A 21,888-nucleotide genomic window follows, 5' to 3' on the forward strand; every position below is an offset into this window, starting at 1 on the left:
TCATTCTGTCAACTATTTTCGCAGAAAAAAAGACCCCTATACCATTTCTGGTATAAGAGTCTTATTTCCGTCACCCTTAACTTAATGACATTGGCTCAGATGCCTTCCCTTTTTAGTCACTCAAGACCGCATTCATTATAGAATTTGGTGATTCTTCTCTTGGCTTGTTTCTTGTCGATTATATCAAGTTCCATAACCTTGGATATCATAGCACAGTAGAACTTGAATGCCTCCTTGGCTGCCAGGAGCTTCATATAGCGCAGTTCTTCATGTTTGCCCTGACCAATGAAATCCTGAAGGCCCTTGATTATAGTAGTGCAAGCCTGTACCTCTGTGCTGATTCCGGCTCCGGAGTTCTCTTCCTCCTCCATCATTTCCTCTATATATTCCTTGCAAGCGGTATAGACACTACCGAGGTACTCATGGTTGTACATATCAAAGTATTTGTCTATGTACAGCAGAACCTGAGATTTGCGGGTTCTTGCGCTGTTTACTCTCGGGCTTTCGACCCTTGTTATATATTTGTCTGCATTAAAAAATAGTTTCATATAAAAATTATAGCATAATTAGTGCACCGTGATAGCTAATTATTTTTCACCCTGATAACCGGTCTGATGGCGCCACCGGGCTTATTTACATACTTTTCATCAATTGAAATCACTCCGTCAACCGTGACTATAGGAGCTGTGATTGAGGATTCATTATTGTCCCCCCTAAGCCACCACCAGGAGGTTTTAACATTGGTCATATCCCATTCGTGGTGCTTGCTGAGATCGTTAATGTTAGTTCCCTGGGCCTTTGCCACAGCAGTGATGATAAGCTCTCTGTCTTCATCTGTGGAAAAGAGCTCTTTAGCCTCCTTGGCTGTCAGGAGAGAGACAAGGTCCCCGTCAATTGGAAGCATGCTATCAAGCTCATAATTACTGAATGACTTAGATATCGGCCCTGAATTGATAAGATTTCTCAGGTCACAGTCATTCCAGGATATTTCAGCGTGATGCTGGTTATAGTAGCTTCCGGCAAGGCCCATTTCCGATATAAGAAGGGCACTTTCGGAGTCTTTTTCAAGGATTATCCAGGAAATGCGCTCTTTTCCGGGGAGAGACGGGTTGGTGTCGTAATGTCCCCACAGAATAGTATCTCCGACAGATGCGTTTTTTATCAGGTCGCATTCACCGGCATATTCTCTTTTTTCAGCAAAAGACCTTATCACTGTAAAGTACAGAATTGATGCTATCGCTAAAAATGCAATTGTTATTGCCAGAAGTCGGAGCTTTTTGCTTTGCCTTTTTTCCTTGATTGCCTGCTCTAAGGTGTCGTTTTTTATCCGTTTTGTGAGCAGAAGGGCAGTAAGTTTTTTTACAAGAAATCCCACAAGCCCGGCAATCGGTATACAGCATAGGATACTGCAGGATATCACAACTATGAAGCGCAGAAAATCATTCATTTCAACGCGCCCGAATACTTTATCCAGGAAATAGCCGTGTACCAAAAACAGTTCAAGACTCATGAAACGAATAAAGAGAAGAGGCTTGTTGCCTATAGAAAGCTTCATGTTAATTATCAGGATAAATGTGGTAAAAATAATGCATGAAAGCGTTTGAATAACAAGCGTTATGGCTGCGTCACGCATTCCATGGTGCACCGGCTCATGGTAATAGCCGAGAAAATTCTGAGCATAAATACTGCCCCAGACAGATATAACTGTCAGAACAGCAAAAAGAGATATCATTTTGCCATAGTGCTTAACACAAAATCCGGAGAATCTGTCCTTGAATTGTGTGAAATAGATACCAAAGACAAAGGTCAGGGTTGAATTGTACCACCATTCGCCCTTGAACCAGTGTGCTTTTGCGCCTTCCGGATCGTGCCCCTGAAAGAAGGCATAGACTATGATCAGTATCGTAGCGACGCACATAAGCGCCGATGCTACATTGCGGTTCTTTATAAGTCGAAACAGTACATAAAAGATGATATACAGAAGACATATCTCTATTATGTACCAGCCGTTGCTGTTAATAAGGGTAAGACCTGTGATATCACTGATGACTTCAGCCGGTTTGAGCTTTGGCCCCGGAAGAACCGATGTAAGGATTACGCCAAGGATATTGATGATCCAAAACGGAACAAGAACAGCCGGAAGTCTGTGCCTTAAGAAAGATTTCAGGTAGTCAGGTTTGGCGTCTAAACTGGCCATAAGTCCGTATCCTGAAAAGAAGAAGAACATACCGGTAAACAGGTATCCGATATAACTAAGCAGGGTTATAGGACCCTTGGGACGCATACCATAAACGGTAATCTGCTGGGTCAGGTGATGTAGTATGATCGCCAGACATATAGATGCCTGAATGTTCTTACTTTGATTGAGATTTAAAAAGGTATCGGAAAGAAGACCTTTTTTGGCGGGTACTGCATGAAAAAAGGTCATTACCAGAAGAAGTATAGGAAATATCATAAGCAGCACGTTTTGCATACAATTATCATAAACCCGGGATAAAGATTTAACAATATTTCTTCGCATAATAGGTTATAATAGTGAGACTGGAATCGCAGTTATATAAATTATAGAAGTGGAGTACGTAGTAAATGAGTATTTTGAATGTTGAGCATCTTACCCATGGTTTCGGGGACAGAGCTATTTTTGATGATGTTTCTTTCAGGCTTTTAAAGGGCGAGCACATCGGCCTTGTGGGAGCCAACGGCGAAGGAAAGTCGACTTTTATGAATATCATTACCGGGCAGCTTATGCCTGATGCAGGTAAGATTGAGTGGGCCAAGAACGTGAAGGTTGGATACCTTGATCAGCACGCGGTTCTGAAGGAAGGCATGACTATAAGAGATGTTCTCGCTTCTGCATATGACGAGCTCTTTGACATGGAGCGCAGAATGAACGAAATCTGCGATGCCATGGGCGAAGCGGATGAAAAAGAGCTTGAGGACTACATGGAAGAGCTTGGCACCATTCAGGATCTTTTGACCAATCACGATTTTTACCTGATAGATTCAAAGATTGAGGAAGTTTCAAGAGCTCTTGGATTTTTGGAACTTGGCCTAGACCGCGATGTAACGGAGCTTTCAGGCGGACAGAGAACAAAGATACTGCTGGCTAAGCTTCTTTTGCAAAAACCCGACATCCTGCTCCTTGATGAGCCTACAAACTATCTGGATGCAGAGCATATCGTGTGGCTCACCAGGTATCTTCAGGAGTATGAAAACGCATTTATCCTGATTTCACATGACATTCCGTTCCTTAACAGCGTGGTAAACATTATCTACCACATGGACGGGTATACCCACAGTCTTGAGAGATATGTCGGTGATTACGACAAGTTTACGGAAGTCTATGAGGCTCAGAAGGCACAGAGAGAGGCTGCTTACAACAGACAGCAGCAGGAAATTGCCGAGCTCAAGGACTTTGTGGCAAGGAATAAGGCAAGAGTCGCAACACGAAACATGGCCATGGCAAGGCAGAAAAAGCTTGATAACATGGACCTTATCGAGAAGATTCAGGAGAAGCCAAAGCCGGAATTTTACTTCAAGACAGCCAGAACACCGGGCAAGTTCCTTTTTGAGGCAAAAGACCTTGTGATAGGCTATGATGAACCGCTCTCCAAACCGCTTAATCTGGCGATTGAGAGAAATACCTTCACGGTTCTCACAGGAGCTAACGGAATCGGCAAGACCACTCTTTTAAAGAGCATTCTCGGTCTGATACCACCGATTTCAGGCAAGGTTCAGAGGGGTGAGAACGTGGAGATAGGCTATTTCCAGCAGGAGATGTCACCTGATATCGAGACAACCTGCCTTGAGGAGATCTGGAACGAATTCCCCGGATTTTCTCAGTATGAAGTCAGATCAGCCCTTGCTAAGTGCGGACTTACCACCAAGCACATTGAGAGTAAGTGCAAAGTCCTTTCCGGAGGCGAGCAGGCCAAGGTCAGACTATGCAAACTTATGAACAGAGAATCCAATATTCTGGTTCTGGACGAGCCCACAAACCATCTGGACGTGGATGCCAAGGATGAACTGCACAGAGCCCTCAAGGAGTACAAAGGAACAGTAGTAATGGTGTGCCATGAGCCGGAGTTCTATCAGGATCTGGCAACGGATGTGCTTGACTGCACAAAATGGACGACAAAACTGATCTGATAAAAAGGTATTGAGCGTATGAAAAAAAGACAATTACTGATAATACTGACAACAGCTCTTTTGACAACCGGTTGTAGCGGCTTAAATGCAAATGATGCGGTAAGTGAGACAGATAATGCCACAAGTGAGGTATCTGCAGTAGAGGCTGAAAGTGAGCCGGAAGCTGAACCTGAAGAAAAGCCGGAAGAAGAGCCTGAAAATACATATGAGCTTGCATATGCTTATGAGGACCAGCTTGAGATAATAAATGACAACTTTGATCTCTGGAAACTCACTGAGGAGGACCAGGAGGTCTTTTCCCCGTTTATTGATTACGGCTATGCTATAGATGACCTGGACAGGGACGGATATCTTGAGGTTATAAAGACCTTTTGGGGCGGCGAAACAAAGCTTTATCGGACATCCGTTTATGAGACGACAGATGACAGGACACTCATCGAATGGAACATGGATGCCTTCAGAGAGCTGGATATAGAGCCGTGCATAAGTGAGCTTGATGGTGTGTATGTGATCGAAGATGCGAAATATATGGTTTATGCGACCGAGAAAGAATCAGCGGATTCCTACTGGGGCATGAACATCTTTTACAGGATGTTTATAGATGACAACAAGATCACGCTTGAAGAGATCAAGGATGGCGAGCAGTCCTGGTATTTCGGCAATGAAAAGGAAAGATTTTCCTGGTTTAAAGATCTGTCTATGGAGAATCTGACCACCTCCTATGAAAAGAAATACTTCCGAGATGAAAGGGACACAACAGGTCTGTACACCGCTTATCTGAACGGTGAAGCAGAGGCTGTACAGGATTGCGAATTTGATGACTTTACGAATGGAGCGACGGAAAGCGGATATACCATTCATGATTACAGCTATATTGACTGCGGAAATGACGGAGTATATGAACTGCAGGCGATAGTTAATGCCAAAGAGCTGGACCATGTCAGTTACAGCTTTGTGATCAAGGAAGATGGCGGTAAATTATATATAAGATATATAACAATAGTCAGTGCTGAAAAATCTGAAGGAAGTATCAGTCCTCTGGGCTTTGTCTATGAATTCGGAAAAGGCGGAGCCAGTCTTGCCATCTATAATTACGGCTTCCTTGACGCTGATGCCAGATATCACTTTTTCTATGAAAGCTTTTACTACCTGTCAATCGACAATTTTGACTTTGGAGATGATGTGGAGATTGATGAAGAAGTGTGGAAAGATACCCAGCTCATGGTCTATTATCTGTCTGAGGATCGTAAGGACGCAGAAAACACTTATTATCAGTACTTTTACATCGGAAGTGACAAGTATTATGAAAATGACAACATTTTCAAGAACACCCTTGAAGAAGCAGGATTTAAGACCTATACAGATAAAGAGATCAAGAAGATACTGAATGATCGAGCCAAAGAGATCGGTCTGGACCCGGCTGTAAGGAATGATTAAAAAGTAGCGCACAATATAATTGCAAAAAACACAAAACGTGATATAATCCTCTTATAACAATTAATGCTTATAAGAGGATTTTGCAATGTCTAAAGAGTTTGATATTCAGGAGTACATGACCAGGGGAGTTGAGCGCGTTGTTGCAGATGCAGTAAGAGCCACACTCAGGAATCCCAAGGAGAGCGCATATATGGCTAAGTTTGCGGTAGCCAGCAGTGCAGCTTCCAAAAAAAGAGCAAAAATGGAGAAGGCAGGAGAGCATATTCCGCCATTTCTTATTGCCAGCATAACCAGCAGCTGTAATCTTCACTGCGCCGGATGCTATTCAAGATGTAACGACGCAACCAATGACAATGAGCCTGTTAAGCAGCTCTCAGACGAGGATTGGAGCAATATTTTTGATGAAGCGGATGAGCTTGGAGTAAGCTTTATCCTTCTTGCGGGCGGAGAGCCACTCCTCAGGCGCGGAGTAATCGAGGCTGCAGGTAAAAAGCAGTCAATCCTGTTCCCTATTTTCACAAATGGAACATTTATGACTGAGAAATACTTTGATGAATTCGACAGAAATCGAAATCTTATCCCTATCATGAGTATAGAGGGTGAGCAGGAAGCCACAGACAGAAGAAGAGGAGAGGGCGTATATGAGAAGCTTATCTCAAACATGGATGAGCTTAAGAGAAGAGGCCTTATTTTCGGAACTTCGGTTACTGTGACAACCGATAATCTCAATGAGGTTTCATCTGAGAGCTTTATCAGTATGATGTCAGAGAAAGGCTGCAAAGCAGTTATTTTCGTTGAATTTGTTCCTGTAGATGAGGATTCGGAGCATCTGGCACCCGGAGATGAGGACAGAGAGTACTTAAAGGCAGAGATCATGAGGCTTCGCGAAGAGCATCCGGAGATGGTATTTGTATCATTCCCCGGAGATGAGAAGAACTCAGGCGGATGTATTGCTGCCGGCAGAGGCTTCTTCCACATCAACTCCCAGGGTGGTGCAGAGCCATGTCCATTCTCGCCATACTCTGATATCAATGTAAAAGAGACTTCCCTCAGAGAAGCTATGAAGTCCAAGCTTTTCCTTGATCTTCAGTCTCAGGGCGTTCTTATGGATGACCACAAGGGCGGATGCGTCCTCTACGAGAAGCGTGAGCAGGTAAAAGAGCTTGCGGCTGTATAAATAGATAAATCAGGCTACCGATACCAATCGGTAGTCTTTTTTTGATTAATCCATACGATACGTGATTGCGTGAAAAACTGAATAATAAAGGATTTGTTGGCACTCAGAGGCCTCAATGTTAGAATTATTGCCGGGGCAAAGTATTATCAGGAGGAAGTGTTAATGAAAAAAAGAATTGTATGCATGGCTGTATGTCTGACTATGCTGATCACAGCAGGTTGCGGAAACAGCACCGAGACAGATGTCAGCCGGGCACAGGAGCTTTCCACAGCAGAAGGCTCAGGGGAAAAGAGTGAGGAAAAGCCTGAAGGGGCAGCCGGAGACCAGTCTGATGAAACGGGGAATGCATATCAGAATGTAAAGTCTGTCACCATGAATATCGGCGGAAGCGATCTGGTTTTTCCGACATCAAGAGAAGATGCTGAAAAATTTTTGAATGATAACGGGTATGAACTCAGGCAAAATGACAGGGTCCAGATAAGCGGATTTTCAAAAGAACAGGATGGTTTTTTAATCCTCGATTATCTCGATCAGGATCCTTCAATCTGTACGGGTATTCAAGTCCAGGGAATACCTGTGACTTGCGGGGATCTTGTCACAGAGGACCAAAACACATATAAATCGGTATATGACTTATGTAACGATAATTCTTCAGATTATCATCCCATTTATCAAAGAGAGGGCACTACCGATTATGAACTCGGAATACAGCAGAATTCCGCTGATAATTGTTATCTGATCAGCTTTAAGGACACAGTGGATAATTTCTGGGCATTCATTAACAGAGATTATTATGACAATCATGGCGGCATAAACTGCTCCCTTGATATTTATGAAGGCGAATATTTATCATCGACGGATATAGAAGGCCTTTATCTTTGTACTCAGGATGAAGGAAAAGTGCCTCATACACATTATTTTTACCGTGAGGGTCTGAACTTCAAAATGGACAAAGCAAGTGTATGCACTGTTGACACCTATGATCGCAATTACAGTCAGAACATAGAGAATTTTGATAATATCTACGCCGTTAAGAATGATAATGGTGAGATAATAGAGATTTATGAGACCGGTGTAAGCTCTGCTGCTTATTCGGAAGCAAAAGCAAAGTATGAAGAGCTTTGCCGGAATAACAATATTTCCGTAGAGCCAAAAGAGTTTTTGGACGAGCTTGTACCTGAGCTTTGGCATCATATAATCATCGAATGCCTTGGATGGGTTATGTCTCAGAATCCTGACATGAAGGGTGGCACTTTCAGGATCAATAAGGAAAGTGTCAAGATGGACTATGATGTTGATACGACATATTGTGATTTTAAGATGACAATTGACGAATATCCCGATGTAATGCTGCTGGTTGATACAACTTTTGACTATGAGACCCGCTTTAGCATAGGCGTGAAGGCAGCGAATGTAATTCCGGGCAAGCAGATATGGGCAAGCTGCAGCAATGACGCGGTAGGTATTATGGATCAGCCTTCTGATATCGGAAAAGAGTTCGATAATTTCTTTTCAACGTCAGGTAAATATGAGGATCTTCCGACAACATACAGCGTACATGACTATGTTGGATACTTCGCTTCAGGAATTTCAGGAACTACCAATATGCTTATAGAGGATGCTTCAGGTAATCCGGTCGCAGTTTATCTTGGAGAACATGATTATTCCAGATACCATAAGGTACCTATCATTGAATATGGGGATGACGTGAACTTTCCGGGCTCTAATATGCTGGATGGATTGGACTTTTCTCATGGAGAGGATGCTGACGGTAACATATTGTATATCGAATAAATCGTCGTTCTCCTTTTTGGGAAAATACCGACAGATAATTTACAAAGGCCAATATGTATTGTATTGTGCGCCTTTTATATAATTTTTTTAACAACAAACGATACTTAAAAACTTAAGTATCACACATGGGCCAAAGACCCGGGAAAGTGAGGAGAGTGTATGACACTACAGTTAATTTTAATGTTTGCATTGATCGCGGTAATAATCATGATCATTGTTGCAGGATATGTGAAGGCTCCTCCGGACAGAGCATATATCATATCCGGTATGAGAAAGAATCCCCGAATCCTGATAGGACGTGCAGGAGTTAAGATTCCTTTCTTCGAGAGAGTCGACAAATTATATCTTGGTCAGATGACTGTTGATATTAAAACAGAACAGTCAGTACCTACAAACGATTTCATCAATGTAAATGTTGATGCCGTTGCAAAGGTAAGGATTGGAACAGATACAGAGTCAATTCAGCTGGCTGCCAAGAACTTCCTTAACAAGGATCCTGAGCAGATCACTTTGGACCTTCAGGATTCTCTGCAGGGTAACATGCGTGAGATCATCGGTACACTTGCTCTTAAGACCATAAATACTGACAGAGACAGCTTCTCGGATCAGGTTATGGAAAAAGCTTCAAGAGATATGAGCAAACTCGGTATCGAGATTCTCTCTTGCAACATCCAGAATGTTACAGATGAGAATGGTCTTATCAGTGATCTTGGTATGGATAACACAGCTAAGATCAAGAAGGACGCAGCTATTGCAAAAGCTCAGGCAGACAGGGACGTAGCAATCGCTCAGGCAGAGGCTGACAAGGCTGCCAATGATGCGAGAGTTCTTGCACAGACTGAGATTGCTGAAAAGAATAACGCCCTTGCCATCAAGCAGGCTGAACTTAAAAGAGAAGCTGATACAGCAGGTGCTATTGCAGATGCTGCTTATCAGATCCAGGAACAGGAACAGCAGAAGACCATTCAGACAGCAACTGTAAATGCACAGATTGCTAAGGCTGAGAGGGAAGCAGAACTTAAGCAGAAAGAAGTACTGGTAAAACAGCAGGAACTTGCTGCTGAGATTGAGAAGAAGGCTGATGCCGAGAAATACCAGGCTGAAAAGAAAGCTGAAGCTGAGCTGGTACAGCGCCAGAAAAAGGCTGAGGCTGCCAAGTATGAGCAGGAGCGTGAAGCTGATGCTAAAAAGGCTCAGGCCGAAGCTCAGAAATTCGCAGCAGAGCAGGAAGCTGCAGGTATCAAGGCAAAATATGATGCTGAGGCTGCAGGTATTGCTGCCAAGGGTCGTGCGGAAGCTGAAGCCATTAAGGCCAAGGGTCTTGCAGAGGCTGAAGCAATGGAGAAAAAGGCAGAGGCTTACAAGAAGTACAACGGCGCTGCTATGGCAGAAATGATGATCAAGATCATGCCTCAGATGGCTGCTGAGATTGCAAAACCTCTTTCTCAGATTGATAAGATCAATATCTATGGTACAGGCGACGGCTCAAACGGAGCATCACAGATTTCAGGAAATATGCCGATTGTCATGAAACAGGTATTTGATACCATGTCAGAGGCTACAGGCGTTGATTTTACAGAAATCATGCGTGCCGGAACCTATGATGCAAAGGTCAACAAGAACATCAATATAACAGGTGCTGATGTTTCGGTAGAAACAAAGTAATCAGTACCTTAAGATCTAAAAAATCCATCCTCGTTCATATAACGGGGATGGATTTTATTTTGCTTATTATTCTTTACCGCTCCAGCAGTATGTGCAGAGCTTGCAGGGTTCGATCGGAATAGCCTCTACCATGTCATCAAGACGGTGATAGTGAAGAGAAGTGAAGTTGAGCTCTTTTCTGATCTCCTCAAGCATTGCCTCGTATTGAGGTGAATCGGGATCGGTGTACTTTTTCACGGTCTCTTCGTTTGGACTTGGATATCCTTCAAGCTTTTCAATGACACGTCTTGTGATAAGCTCCATTTCGGTGTTGGAACGAGAGAAGTTCAAGTATTTGCATCCGTAGATAAGTGGCGGACATGCAGGTCTTATATGAACCTCTTTTGCGCCGCTTCTGTATAAAAACTCTGTTGTTTCCCTAAGCTGTGTTCCTCTTACGATTGAGTCATCAATAAGCAGAAGACTCTTGTTATTGATGAGCTGATTGATGGGCAGAAGCTTCATCTTGGCAATAAGATCGCGCCTTGACTGAACTGTGGGCATAAATGATCTGGGCCATGTGGGTGTATATTTTACAAACGGTCTTGAATAAGGTATTCCTGAGGTGTTTGAATATCCGATGGCATGAGCAACACCGGAGTCCGGAACACCTGCAACAAGGTCGGGATGAAGACCTCTTTGCATGTCTCGCTGAGCAAGCTTGCCACCGCAGCCGTATCTGATGTTTTCTACGTTAAGTCCCTCATATGTAGATGCAGGGAAACCGTAATAAATCCACAGGAATGTGCAGATTCGCATCTCATCAAACGCGGGAGCTACTATTTCGACGCTTTCCGGTGTTATATAAGCTATTTCGCCGGGGCCAAGTTCTTTATATGGATCATATCCGAGATTAAGATAGGAAAAGCTTTCGAAGCAGACACAATAGCCTTCATCCTTGTGGCCGATCTGAACGGGGGTTCGGCCGTAACGGTCACGTGCTGCATAGATTCCTTCGGGAGTCATAAGAAGAAGGGACATAGAGCCCTTTATGATTTCCTGGGCGTAACGTATTCCCTCTACGATGGTTACTTTCTGATTGATTATAGATGCTACAAGCTCTGTGGGATTGATTTCTCCACCGCTCATCTCAAGGAAGTGAGAACGGTTATCTGCAAAGAGCTTATTGGTTATTTCATCGATATTGTTGATCTTACCAACGGTGGTGATTGCGTAAGTGCCATGATGTGACCTTACGATAAGTGGCTGGGGCTCGAAGTCGGAGATACAGCCGATGCCGAGATTACCCTCCATTTTGAGCATATCATCTTCAAACTTGGGTCTGAAGTAGGATCTTTCTATATTATGAATAGAGCGATCGAAGCCTTTCTTTTTATCATAAACTGCGAGTCCGGCACGACGAGTGCCAAGATGTGAATGGTAGTCGGTACCGTAAAAGAGATCGAATACTGCACTTTCACGAGACGCTACACCAAAAAATCCTCCCATGTGGAAACCTCCGGATGTACTGCGAATAGAATCAAGGGTTGTCAGATACGCTAACAATAATATCACAACTCTCAGCAATTTTTGAAGTATTTTTGATACAGATTGATAAGAAAAATAATAAGGCTTGTAGTATCATTGTTTATTGAGGAAGTATTTTGATTTTATAGGAGGACGATATGAAAATTTATAAGGTTACAGACCCGGAATTTGTCAATTACGGAAGAATCATTGAGGGGTATGAAGAGGAGAAGAAGCAGATTGAAGATGCGCTTCGTGACAAGACTCCTATTCCCGAGGGAACAGACTACGTAGCTGAGGAGAAGGCTCTTCAGGAGCTTCCTGCAGCAGACAAGATCACAAACTCTCTCTTTGGCGGATCACCAATGCAGTTTGGATGGTGCAACGGACACAACACCAAGCTCAACTGCCTTGAGTATCATCGTTCAAGCGAGATCAATCTCGGTGCTACAGACTTTATCCTTCTTCTTGCAAAGAGAGAAGAAATCGTTGATTACAAGATCGATTCAAGCAAGGTTAAGGCATTCCTTGTACCTAAGGGAGTTATGGTAGAGGTTTATGCAACAGCTCTTCACTATGCTCCATGTCAGGCCAGCAAGGATTCAGGATTCCAGGTACTCGTTGGACTTCCAAAGGGCACAAACGTTGGAAAACCTGATTTCACACCTGCTAACCAGGAAGATAAGCTAATGACAGCAACCAATAAGTGGCTCCTTGCACACGCTGAGTCTTCTGAAGCAAAAGATGGTGCATGGGTTGGCATAACAGGTGAGAACATCGATATCGCTGCAGATATCTGATAGCTCTTTTTCCTGATCATTAATGAAATAAACTCCGGCAGAAAGGCTGATTGCTATTCTGTCGGAGTATTTTTTTGCGGTAACTGAGCAAGGATACCATTATGGCATGAGTTCTACGATATGAAATAAGGATATTGGATTGTGTGACAGTTTTGTGATATACCCCATGATATTATTACTTTGCAGTTCACAAGAACAAAAAATAAAAAAGGATGGTAATTCTGATATGAGAAAAACAATCAGGACATTGCTTATTTAAATGATGGTATTGAGCATGTATTTACCGATTTTACAATCCAGTATGGCGCAATTCAGGGTATTGGCCAGGTACAGTTTATTACAGTCGGAAACAACATTGAATTAACATATTTTGAGTCAAACGGTATTCCAGGTCTCATCGCTAAGGATGGCACAATTTATGCATGTGAGTTCCTTGATGCATATACGGTTTCACAGCTTATGAGTATGGACTGATATTATTCTGTTTCTATTGTTACGCTTGCAGGCGCAAGTCCTTCACCGGATACGATAAGTGTACATGATCTACCCATGTATCCGCTTCTGATAATGGCGGTTGCGCGACCTCTGTAGGCTGAAAAAGTGCCCATGGTGTAGTTTTCCTCGGTAATAGGGTTGGCTGAACCAAAAGCTGCGAGGAATCCTGCACCTTTCACAGTGGCGCTCAGCCTGTTGTCAGCATCCGGAACGATATTTCCGTCAATATCCAAAAGCTCTGTCTGAACATAGATCACGCTGTGGCCGTCTGCGGCCATTTTTGTTTTTTCCGCTGTCAGTTTTATTGAGTGGACAGGGCCTGTTGTAGTCAGAGTGTCTTTTGAAATTGTCACACCGTCTTTGTAGCTTACAGCTTCCAGAGTTCCCGGAGCATAAGTAATATCAAAGAGGAATGACTTTGGAAGGTCACTTACAAGCCTTTCTCCGGCTTTGCAGTTGCCCACAGACTTTCCGTTAAGAAAGAGCTCAACGCTGTCTGCATTTGAGAAAACCGCTACCTTCACAGGCTTATTTTCTGAATCTTTCCAATTCCAGTTTTTTCTTACATCAGTAAATCCCCAATTGCTTATAAGCTCCTTTTTGTCGTAAACCGCAGGGTCATAGGAGTATAGGTAAGTCTTATTGTTTCCCCAGATAACCGAACGATACTCGCCCTGAGGAAGTATATGCCCGTTGATATCAACGTCTGCGTCATTGGCAAGTCGCCATGGATAGGGTGAACCGTGGGACATAAGGGCAAATCCGCCTATTTTGTGCATAGGATCATCCGGTGCCAAGAATACTGACTTTCCGATACCTGCCTCACCGATATAGTCAAAGGCTGTCCAGGTGAAATCGCCAAGGACGTAAGGGGTTGATTCTACCATTGGCCAGCGAATACCGATTTCCTTGGGATAATTCTCGGAACCGAGTATTACGCGCTCAGGGAACATCTCATGGTCAAGCTGATACTTGTCTTCCATGTAGTTATAGCCAACAATGTCGAGGGCGTTGGTGAATGCTTCAGAGTATTCTTCCCAACTTGTATCGTTTTTACCTCCATCTGCATTCTGAAGCGGAGCATTGTCAGATGCATTGTTTCCCATGATTTTCTTCATGTTTTCTGCAGTCAGATCATCGTCAAGGCCACTCCAATATGAACAGATGGCATTTGAGATGGGACGGCTTGGATCCAGAGCATGCGCTTTTTGTGCAATGCGTGTGGCGAGACTGTAGCCGTTGCCAAGACCTCCACGCTCTGGAATTTCATTGCCTATTGACCAGATGGTCACTGATGGATGGTTTCTGTCACGTTTCATGAATGCAGAAAGGTCTTTTTCCCAATCGGTCTCGAAATACTGGTTGTAGTCGCCAGGCTGTTTCATGATTCCCCATGCATCAAAAGCTTCGTTAAAGACATACATACCGATCCTGTCACAGGCCTCTAAAAGAGCTGAGGATGGGGTGTTGTGCGTGGTTCTTATGGCATTGAAACCAATCTGTTTCATAATGGATAGCTTACGGAATTCAGAGTCGTACAAAGAAACTGCGCCAAGCATTCCATTGTCGTGGTGAAGGCATCCGCCCTTTAACTTAACAGTTTTACCGTTGACTCTAAGACCGTGCACTACATCGGCAGTTACGGTTTTTATGCCGAAAAGAACGGAAGTCTCGTCATGTGTTCCGTGTCCTGTGGGGATGAAATGCGTTCTGAATTCTCCAGGGTGTCATTCTGCACCCGTATTTCTGTGCGAATAAATGCTCTGAGGGCCTTTCCTTCGGAGTCAAATTCGATATCTTTGGTGTATCCGAATATTCCGCTACCGGCAATATGGAGCTTTGGGCAGTGCATAAGCTCTACACTTCTGAAGATTCCGGCGCCTGTATACCAGCGGGAGTTTGGCTGCATACTGGGATTAACGGTCACAGTGACACTGTTCTCACGTCCAAAGTAGACTAAACGTGTGATGTCCACCGAAAATGGGGTATATCCGTTGTGCTGGAGCGCTGCCTTAGAGCCGTTTATATCTATCGTGGCATTCATCATGACACCGTCGAAATTCAGATATATGTCATCATTTTCCCATTCTTTGGGAATCATGATCTTTTTGGTGTAGTAAGCAACACCTTCTGTATAAAAGCCGCTGGAAGCCCTTGCCGGAGCATCCTCTTTTACCCGGCTTTCTATCATATAGTCGTGAGGGAGATTTACTTCGCGAGTGGTATTCTCCCCGGATGGGTCCGGAAAGCCTCCCGGAAATCCGTAATTAAACTGCCATCCCATATCAATATTCTGATTACGCATAGATGAAAATCTCCTTGCTTTTTTCTAAATCATATATACAGGGAGGTTAAAAGACAAGGTTTATTATTTACGGTAACCGGCGTATTTTCGCGCGTGAAAACAAAAGAGTTAAATTTTTGGACCTGAAAAGTCTCCAATATATTAAGAAATGTTCGATGAGATAAAAAGATTTGTCATAGGCATGTGAGATGCCTGTGGGATAAAATTATCATTAAGATATTATATTTTGTCCGGAGGATAATGTGAGAAGCATATATAAGATAAATGATAACTGGACATTTCGCAGAGGCGGGGATGCGCCGGAGACAGTTACGATCCCACACTGTTACAACGCTGTTGACGGTCAGGACGGCTCCAAAATGTTCCGCGGAATCACAACTTATGAGCGGAACATCGAGATAAAGGGCGAGGACCTTAAGCGTGCGATTTATCTCGAGGTGGGAGCTGCTTCTTTATCCAGCAGAGTATTTATCAATGACAAACTCTGCCATGAGCTTAGATGCGGATTTTCGCTGTTCAGAGTTGATATAACTAAGTTCTTGTCAGAAGGCATCAACAGTGTCCGTATAGAGGTCAGTAACGCAGTGGATAACACTGTTTATCCTGCCATGGCCGATTTTTCTTTCTACGGCGGAATTTACAGAGATGTAAATATTATTATGGACGATGATCTTCATTTTGAGGAAGTTGGCAAGGGCCTAGACGGAATATACATAACTCCCGCAGTTGCCAGAGAAGATGGCGAGCTTTCAGCAGATATTTTTGTTAAAAGAGAAAACGGCTATGCAGGGGAAGCTACCTGTGAACTTAAGGTGATTGACAGGGCAAACGGCGGAGAAGTGGCCTCAGCTGCCGGAATAATATCAGACAGCTATGCAAAATTGTCGACAAGAATTCCTAAAGTGAACCTGTGGGACGGAGTCAACGGTCCATTTCTTTATGATGTTATTTTTGAGCTTTATGACCGGGAAGGCAGGCTGTGCGATACGCGCAGGATTGCTACAGGCTTCAGGACTGTTGAGTATTCTCCTGAAAAAGGTCTTTTGCTAAACGGCAGACCCTACAAACTTCACGGTGTTGCCAAACATCAGGATTTCGGCGGACTGGGAAATGCTATTACGGAAAAAGAGCTGCAGACAGACCTGTCACTCATCCTGGAAATGGGGGCCAATTCCGTGAGATGCTCTCATTATCAGCACTGCGACAGATGGTATGAGCTGTGCGATGAAGCCGGACTTCTTGTATGGGCGGAGATACCGGTTATAAGCTCTGTTCCGCAAAAAGCAGAGGCTGATGAAAACGCAATGAAGCACCTGGAGCTTCTTATTGACCAGGTGAGAAACCACACCAGCGTATACTGCTACGGCGTTCAAAATGAAGTATGTATGGTTTCTAAGAACCAATACACCTTTGATCTTGTGGACAGACTGAGCAAAAAGGCCAAGGAACTGGACAGTACACGTCTGATAGCCCAGGCCAATGAATATACAACAGAAGATGATTCGCCTATCCATAAATCAACGGATATTCTGGGATACAACCTGTATTATGGATGGTACTACGGCAAAACAGAGGATCTGCAGCCAAGGCTTGACAGTGTTCATGCTGCCAATCCGTATAAACCACTCATACTGACGGAATATGGCGTCGATACAAACCCGAGATTCCATAGCACAGAACCTAAAGCAAATGATTACAGCGAAGAATATCAGTTGTTATTTTCCGAGAATGCCATAAATGCTGTCGAGAACCGTTGTTTCATGGCTGGTTCATACGTATGGAACATGTTTGATTTTGGAAGTGCCGGAAGAGCAGAGGGCGGTGAAAAAGGCAAGAACCAAAAAGGTCTTGTTACTATAGACAGGCAGATCAAGAAGGACGCCTATTATCTGTATAAAGCCCACTGGTCTCAGGAGAAGTTCATCTATATAGCCGGCAGAAGATATGTTAACAGGCCCGGTGATAAGACGGACATAACTGTAATTTCCAATGTAAAAGAGCTTTCGCTTAAGGTAAATGGCGAGATTATAGGAAACAAGCCTGTGACATCCGCTATGACAGTGTTTGAGAATGTGACAATTAAACCCGGAGAGAACGAGATAGTTGCCTATAGCGATGAGCTCAGTGATCAGATACTTATCAATTCGGTAAAAGGGCCTGATCCTTCCTATATTTGTGAGAAGAAGACGCAGTCAGATATCGCGATCAACTGGTTTGAAGGCCTGGACCCGGAGACCATGGAAAAGACGAAAGAGACAGAGCTTGATCCTGACGGTTTTTCCTTTGATGATACAATCAGCGATATTTTTGCAAACAACGAGGCCAAAGCTGTGTTCATCAAGTACTTACGGCCTGTTACAGATGGCCCCAGATTTGATGAAGGGTCTCCCATAACAGTAAATACACTGCTCGGGTTTGTGAAAGCTTTGAATATACCGGAGGCGCTCCTTGCTGCTTGTGAGCGGGAGCTTAATAAAGTTAAGAAATGAAGAGGTAAAAGAATGAGTTTTTCAAAAGATTTTTTATGGGGAGCTGCTTCTGCGGCGCACCAGATTGAAGGAGCATATTTGGACGACGGAAAGGGTCTCGGAATATGGGATCATTTCGGACATGAAGAGGGACGCATTGAATTTGGCGAGAATGCTGATGTTTCCTGCGATCATTATCATCACATGAAAGAAGACGTTGCTCTTATGAAGCAGATTGGCTTAAAGAGCTACAGATTCTCGATCAGCTGGCCAAGGGTTATGCCTGAGGGAACCGGCAAGGTGAACGAAAAGGGAATGCAATTCTATTCGGATCTGGTAGACGAGCTCATCAGTGCCGGAATCGAGCCGATGGTAACTCTTTTCCATTGGAATCTTCCTATGGCTCTTTATGAGAAAGGTGGTTGGAAGAATCCTGAAATAGCTGACTGGTTTGGAGAGTGTGTAGAAGTAGTGGTAAAACGCCTTGGAGACAGGGTTAAATACTGGATGACCTTCAATGAGTATCAGATGTTTGTCGGACTTGGTCATCAGATTGGTGCAATGGCGCCCTTTGAGACCAATGATATTCAGACTATGCTGAATATTTCAGTAAATGTGTTTAAGTCTCATGGAAAGGCAGTTTCAGCCATCAGGAAGAACAGTAAGCTTGAGGCTAAGATTGGTATGGCTCCCACAGGAAATGTGTGGGTTCCAAAGGATGATACTCCTGAAGAAGTTGAAAAGTGCAGAAAAATGTCTTTTGCCATAGATCCGTATGGCTTCCTCATGGGAAATGCGTGGTGGGCAGACCCGATCTTCCTTGGCCATTACCCGGAAGGATCGGAAGAAGCATTCGGAGACATGCTTCCAAAGCTCTCACAGAAAGAGTGGGATGAGATAGCTCAACCACTGGATTTCTATGGCTTTAACGTATATGAGGGAACGATCAATTACCCGCAGGATCCGGCTAAATATGGCCCATATGAGTATCAGGGCAGCGCCCACACAATGATGGGCTGGAGTGTGACTCCAAGAGTCCTGTATTATGCGCCTAAGTTTTTCTATGAGAGATACCACAAGCCGATCATGATTACAGAAAATGGTATGGCAGGTATGGACTGGAAGGCGCTTGATGGTAAGGTTCATGACTATCAGAGAATTGATTTTACTCACAGATATCTGTTAGAGCTTGAAAGAGCCATCGATGATGGAATCGAAGTCATTGGATACCAGCACTGGTCGATCATGGATAACTTTGAGTGGTGTCACGGTTATAAAATGAGATTTGGCCTTATTTATGTAGATTATGAGACTCTTGAGAGAACTCTTAAGGATTCTGCATATTGGTATAAAGAAGTGATCGCTTCTAACGGCGCAAGTCTCCACAAATAACTTAAAAATCCCCTGTTCAGCAGTGAACAGGGGATTATTTTACTTAATTCTTTTGATTTCAGCAAATCGGATTTCAAGAGGATCCAGAACCGGAGAATATTCGTATACTCCGCTTTCAATCAGTCTGTATTCCTTGTGCATTCCGGGAACGCAGTAGCCCTTTATGATCTCAACATCACTTGGATCAAGGGGCACAGCGCCCATCTTGAGCCAGATGTCGTAGGCACTGCCATATTCCCTGTTAACAAACAGCTCTTTAATACAGTAGTTACCGTTATCCAGATCTGTGAGTTTTATCTGGAACTGGAGGCGGTTTGTCATGTCAAACGGAGTGTATCTGTTGGTTTCTGTCATATCAAAAAGCTCACCTGAAGCGAACAGATTACCGTAGTGTACATAGTTGTAAGTGATGATCTGATAGGCATCGATACTCTTCGTAATGAAGTATCCTTCACCTGAGGCTATGAGTTCATCACCCAACAGACTTGCAAAATAGAAACTGTAATAAACGCTCTTTCGGATACCGTTTGTTGTGTAAATGCCAAGACCTCCGTGGAAAAGAGTGTCCGGCAAAGCATTTTCCTCAAGAAGGTCCGTAAGGGACCAGTATCCGAAGCTGTCCAGTCTGTCGTAGTTCCTGAGCAGGTTTTTAAGTATATAACAGGATTTAAAACATGTGTCGCTGGCAAGATTCCTGTGGGAGAGAGTGAAGTTCCACTCCGTCATGTATATAGGAAGTGAACCAACCCCCGCTGATGAAAAGATCTTTTTGATACTTCCGATCCACAGTGAGAAATCGTCTGTTCTTCGTGGGAAGGAGAAAGACACGCTTCCTATGGTTATGTTCTGCTTGGCTGTCATTGGAATAATGTCGGAATAATAGTGTACGTTGAGGAATTCCGGTTCGCAGTTATTCTTTTTGGCATATGTAAGGAAATCCTTGATCCATTTGTCTGTTCCGAGATTCTCCATATACAGGATCGATGGAGAGCCGAATACAAGCTTGTCATCAACTCTTTTTACGGCTCGGTAAGAAGTTTCATAAAACTTAAAAAACAGAGGATCGTCGCCAAAACCGAACATGGATTTAGGCGTTACCGGTTCATTCCATGCACAGAAGAGCCATGATCTGACAGTATTTGTGCCGTAGCGTTCAATAAGGTGTCTGGTGAAGTTATCTATAAGCTGCTCCCATTCCGACATGTGCTTGGGAGGACTTGTGATCATCGGTGAATAGAAGATGGTCTTATTAGGGTCGGCAGCCAGATCCCGTGGCATAAAAGAGAGCTGTATAAGTGGCTTTAAACCGATGGAAATAAGGAAATCCAGCGCCATATCCACAAGAGTGTAGTGGAAAGTAAGCTTTCCGTTGATCCTGGAAACAACCATCATGTCATCGGAAAGCAGGCCATGGAACTTTATGTATTCATAACCGATGTTATTTTGAAGATCTATGAGCATGTTCTGAATGTCCCTGTTTAAGAGCTCTTTAGCCCTGCCCACAGTAATAAATTTCTTAAAGTTATGTTTTAAGCTCCTTACACCGCTGCTGACTGAAGCCACTACTTCCTCGGACTTTACGATGTTCCTGGTGCTGATGGTGTGTGGCTGATCTTTGATATCTCCTAGATACTTTGTCAAAAGATGCAGATAGTTGCTGGGCTCCATTTGCAGATAGTTCAGTGTTGAGCTGGCTTCAGCGGTCGCAGGAGTCTGGCCTCTTTGCTTTCTGTATGTACTTGGCAGCGTTCCGTACTGTTTTTTAAAGCTGCGCACAAAGGAATGAGATTCGGTAAAACCGTTCCTGACAGCTATGGTCTCAATGGAATCATTGGTTGAGAGCAGGTCTGAAAGGGCATGGTTCAGCTTGACTGTTGTGTAATACTGCGAAAACTTAACGCCCATGTTCTTGTCGAAAAAATTAGATAAATAGGGAACTGACAGATCTTCCTCTGCAGCCAGATCACTGAGGGAAAAGTTCTCGGCGTAATGGTCTTCGATGTATTTAAGCAGTCTTGTGAGTCTTGCTGCGTATTTCTGCTGGGTTTTAATGGCATTTGTGATCGGAACACTGAAATTTGCCAAAAGCTCAGCAACAAGATAATAAGCCAGTGAATAGTTTCTGTACTGTGATTCGTATGAATTGTGGGCGTTCTCGTTGAGCATGGTGGCAATAGCGAACTTTAAACCATCAAACTTGGATAGATCATCTGTTGTAACTGTATTACAATCAAAGACCATCTCGTCAAGATTTGCATCAAACTGGTTCATTCTGGACAGATCTATCTGTATGGCGATCATAACAGCGCTCTCAGAACGCAGAGAGTGGATAGTGTTGCTGTTTATAAGAATGATGTCTTCGCTGGTCAGTGAGTACTCTGTATTATCGATTGAAATAGATATGGTTCCGTCTAAAACCATTAAAAGCTCAATGCTTCTATGCCAGTGATTATCTACAGATCCCAGCTTATGCATGAAGATTTTCAGGGGAATATTAGGTGGGAACTCGATTATCTCGTGACGTTCTTCAAGATACATGATAAAACCTCGTAAAAGAAAAAATGTACGTTTTTTGTATCTAATTCAAGGATATATCATTTATTTTTGCCGGTAAAGGTAAAAAAGGTACAAAAATTAATGTGAATAAACAGTAAAAGAGACCCTGAAATTTAAAATTAGCTTTTTTCTTAAAAATTGTAC

At 43.4% G+C, this 21,888-nt stretch carries 14 protein-coding genes; 8 read left to right on the forward strand and 6 right to left on the reverse strand.

Features of this window, described 5'->3' with window-relative positions; translation table 11 throughout:
* Positions 1–116: 116 nt before the first annotated feature.
* Both G590_RS0112530 and G590_RS0112535 read right to left on the reverse strand, forming a co-directional pair.
* On the reverse strand, positions 117–548 hold the full coding sequence (locus G590_RS0112530) for a hypothetical protein (protein WP_022766014.1): 432 nt from the start codon (positions 546–548) through the stop codon (positions 117–119).
* 35 nt (positions 549–583) lie between these two features.
* The gene (locus G590_RS0112535; protein ID WP_196802498.1) at positions 584–2,473 is read right to left on the reverse strand and encodes an acyltransferase family protein; all 1,890 of its coding nucleotides are present in this window, start codon (positions 2,471–2,473) and stop codon (positions 584–586) included.
* 113 nt (positions 2,474–2,586) lie between these two features.
* Here G590_RS0112535 and G590_RS0112540 point away from each other — a divergent pair, with 113 nt between their 5' ends.
* The 5 genes from G590_RS0112540 (at position 2,587) to G590_RS0112560 (ending at position 10,222) form a co-directional block, all read left to right on the forward strand.
* Positions 2,587–4,149 (forward strand): ABC-F family ATP-binding cassette domain-containing protein, encoded by a 1,563-nt coding sequence (locus G590_RS0112540; protein WP_022766016.1) that lies wholly within the window; start codon positions 2,587–2,589, stop codon positions 4,147–4,149.
* Between the two features lie 18 nt (positions 4,150–4,167).
* Complete coding sequence (locus G590_RS0112545) at positions 4,168–5,586, forward strand: hypothetical protein (protein WP_022766017.1); 1,419 nt, start codon at positions 4,168–4,170, stop codon at positions 5,584–5,586.
* 85 nt (positions 5,587–5,671) lie between these two features.
* Positions 5,672–6,763 (forward strand): radical SAM protein, encoded by a 1,092-nt coding sequence (locus tag G590_RS0112550; RefSeq protein ID WP_022766018.1) that lies wholly within the window; start codon positions 5,672–5,674, stop codon positions 6,761–6,763.
* 162 nt (positions 6,764–6,925) lie between these two features.
* Positions 6,926–8,557: a hypothetical protein gene (locus tag G590_RS0112555; RefSeq protein WP_022766019.1), complete on the forward strand. Its 1,632-nt coding sequence runs from the start codon at positions 6,926–6,928 to the stop codon at positions 8,555–8,557.
* 159 nt (positions 8,558–8,716) lie between these two features.
* Complete coding sequence (locus G590_RS0112560) at positions 8,717–10,222, forward strand: flotillin family protein (protein ID WP_026494127.1); 1,506 nt, start codon at positions 8,717–8,719, stop codon at positions 10,220–10,222.
* A 66-nt stretch (positions 10,223–10,288) separates the two neighbouring features.
* Here the strand turns inward: G590_RS0112560 and G590_RS0112565 are convergent, their stop codons facing one another.
* Entirely contained in the window at positions 10,289–11,710 is a 1,422-nt protein-coding gene (locus G590_RS0112565; protein ID WP_022766021.1) for an amidophosphoribosyltransferase, read from the reverse strand.
* A gap of 176 nt (positions 11,711–11,886) precedes the next feature.
* On the opposite strand from G590_RS0112565, the gene G590_RS0112570 reads away from it, so the two are divergent.
* On the forward strand, positions 11,887–12,528 hold the full coding sequence (locus tag G590_RS0112570) for a DUF4867 family protein (protein ID WP_022766022.1): 642 nt from the start codon (positions 11,887–11,889) through the stop codon (positions 12,526–12,528).
* 476 nt (positions 12,529–13,004) lie between these two features.
* Here G590_RS0112570 and G590_RS21125 read toward each other — a convergent pair whose 3' ends face one another.
* Positions 13,005–14,651, reverse strand: a complete 1,647-nt coding sequence (locus tag G590_RS21125) for a glycoside hydrolase family 2 TIM barrel-domain containing protein (RefSeq protein WP_155828765.1) — start codon at positions 14,649–14,651, stop codon at positions 13,005–13,007.
* A gap of 20 nt (positions 14,652–14,671) precedes the next feature.
* Complete coding sequence (locus G590_RS21375) at positions 14,672–15,328, reverse strand: sugar-binding domain-containing protein (protein ID WP_051142156.1); 657 nt, start codon at positions 15,326–15,328, stop codon at positions 14,672–14,674.
* Positions 15,329–15,570: 242 nt separating this feature from the next.
* Between G590_RS21375 and G590_RS0112580 the strand changes: the two genes are divergently transcribed.
* Positions 15,571–17,817 (forward strand): glycoside hydrolase family 2 protein, encoded by a 2,247-nt coding sequence (locus G590_RS0112580; protein ID WP_022766023.1) that lies wholly within the window; start codon positions 15,571–15,573, stop codon positions 17,815–17,817.
* A 12-nt stretch (positions 17,818–17,829) separates the two neighbouring features.
* Entirely contained in the window at positions 17,830–19,188 is a 1,359-nt protein-coding gene (locus tag G590_RS0112585; RefSeq protein ID WP_022766024.1) for a GH1 family beta-glucosidase, read from the forward strand.
* Between the two features lie 39 nt (positions 19,189–19,227).
* On the opposite strand, the gene G590_RS0112590 is transcribed toward G590_RS0112585, so the two are convergent.
* Positions 19,228–21,726, reverse strand: a complete 2,499-nt coding sequence (locus G590_RS0112590; RefSeq protein WP_022766025.1) for a GH39 family glycosyl hydrolase — start codon at positions 21,724–21,726, stop codon at positions 19,228–19,230.
* Positions 21,727–21,888 lie beyond the last annotated feature (162 nt).

Origin of the sequence: Butyrivibrio sp. XPD2006 (genome assembly GCF_000420865.1) — a bacterium.
In the GTDB taxonomy this organism is placed as follows: domain Bacteria; phylum Bacillota; class Clostridia; order Lachnospirales; family Lachnospiraceae; genus Butyrivibrio.